This window comes from Streptomyces niveiscabiei (assembly GCF_001419795.1).
Classification (GTDB): domain Bacteria; phylum Actinomycetota; class Actinomycetes; order Streptomycetales; family Streptomycetaceae; genus Streptomyces; species Streptomyces niveiscabiei.
On record NZ_LIRL01001308.1, the window covers coordinates 1 to 1,836 of the forward strand.

A 1,836-nucleotide genomic window follows, 5' to 3' on the forward strand; every position below is an offset into this window, starting at 1 on the left:
CGCCGTCGCGGTCGCCGCCCTCGTCGCAGGCGCCCGGCGCCCCCGCGTGATGGGCGCCCTGATCGGCTTCGGCGCCCTCCTGAAGGTGTGGCCCGCCCTGCTGCTGGCCGGGGTCGCCCGCCGCAGCACATGGCTGGCGGCGACCCTCACCACCGCCCTCCTCCTCGCCGCGAGCGCCTCCGTCCCCGGCGCCTTCTCCTTCATCACCTCCCAGCGCGACCGGGGCACGGAGGTCGAGTCCCTGGGCGCCCTGGTCTTCCACGCGGCCCGGCACTTCGGCTGGCCCGGCGAGGTCCGCTTCGTCTACGGCTCCCTGGAATTCACCGGCCCCGGCGTCGAAGCGGCGAGCACGGCCGCCCTCTTCCTCACGTCCGTAGCCTTCGGCTGGCTCCTCCTGTGGCGCCTCATGGCCCGCCGCTACTCGCTCCACACCCCGGCGGACGCGGCCTTCACCGCCGTACTCCTCTTCACCCTGTCCAGCCGGGTGATCAGCCCGCAGTACCTGGTCTGGCTGATCGGTACGGCGGCCGTCTGCCTCTGCTTCCGGGCCACCCGCATGGGCCTCCCGGCGACACTGACGCTGCTCGCGGCAGGCGTGACGGTGGCCGAGTTCCCGGTCCGTTTCGACGACGTCGTCGAGAGCACCCCCCTCGGCATCGCCCTCCTCCTCATCCGCAACGGCCTCCTCATCACCGCCGCCCTCACGGCCTGCGCCCGCCTGTGGCGCTCGACCTCCCCCCGCCCGAAGCCACTCCCACTCCCGGCCCAGCCGACCCGAGCGAAGGTCCCCTCCTGAGCAGCAGCACCCCCTGCACGCCCATCGACACGGCCAGCGCGGCACAGATTCCGGGCAGCCCGAACCCCGGCGGCCACGACCCCACGACTCCGGCGACCTTCACCGCCCGCCCGGTCGCCCTCGCCTCACCGGTGTACGCCGTGTGGATCGCGGCGGCCTGCCGTACCGCGTAGAACGCCATCGACGAGGACGAGGCCACCGGTCTGCCGGACCGGGGGGAGCAGGCGGCGGGGCGTGAGCGTATGGAGGCGCGCAGGGGGCGTGCGGCTCAGCTCGCCAGTTGTTCCTTCACGTACGTCCGCCAGTCCTCCGTGAACTCCTCCAGCGTCACCCCCAGGACGCTCCCCAGGGCCCCTTCCACCGCCCCGGCCCGCTTTCCGTGGGCCCCGACGGCCTTGTAGAACGCGTCGAGCTTCTCCTCGCCCCACCGCCCGGCGATCATCCGGCACGCCAGCCAGCCGCCCTCGTACGCCTGGGCCAGACGGGTGGCGTCGCCGCCGAAGCCGAAGTCGGAGTCGGCGGGCAGCGCGGCGGGAACGTGGCCTTCGTCGACGGCGCTCTGGAGCTCGGGGGCGGCCTGGTCCGGCGTACGGTCGGTCCCCCGGTAGCCGACCCAGTCCGCGTACCCCTCGGACAGCCACAGGGGGGTCGCCGCGTTGGTGTGGGCGCGGGTCGCGACGTGGGTGGTCTCGTGCGTGAGCACGACCTGCCGGCCGACCTCGCCGAGCATCCCGTACGCCTCCGGGTTGACGACGATCCGGTCGGCGGGCGCACGCCCCCCGGTCTCGCCGGTGGTGACGGCCGCGATCCCCCGGTACGAGTCGACGGACGACCCCAGCAGCTCGGCCATGCCCTCCAGCGAGGCCGGCACCACGACGACGACCTTCCGCGCCCAGCCGGTCCCCCAGGCGTCGGACACGGCGGGCACGGCCCGGTCGGCGAGATCGGCGAAACTCCGCAGCCGGTCGCCGGACTCCCCCACGCCCAGCACGAGACTGTGCGCCCCCCGCACGACACTCACCCGCCCCTGGTCCCACAAC

1 protein-coding gene and 1 pseudogene are annotated in these 1,836 nt (G+C 74.2%); one reads left to right on the forward strand and one right to left on the reverse strand.

Annotation, left to right across the window (positions count from 1 at the left end; all coding sequences use genetic code 11):
* The coding region (locus AOK24_RS43445; RefSeq protein WP_055725342.1) for a hypothetical protein at window positions 1–796 on the forward strand (796 nt) is incomplete at its 5' end.
* 268 nt (window positions 797–1,064) lie between these two features.
* Here AOK24_RS43445 and AOK24_RS43450 read toward each other — a convergent pair.
* Window positions 1,065–1,836, reverse strand: a pseudogene (locus tag AOK24_RS43450) (hypothetical protein); the annotation flags it as partial.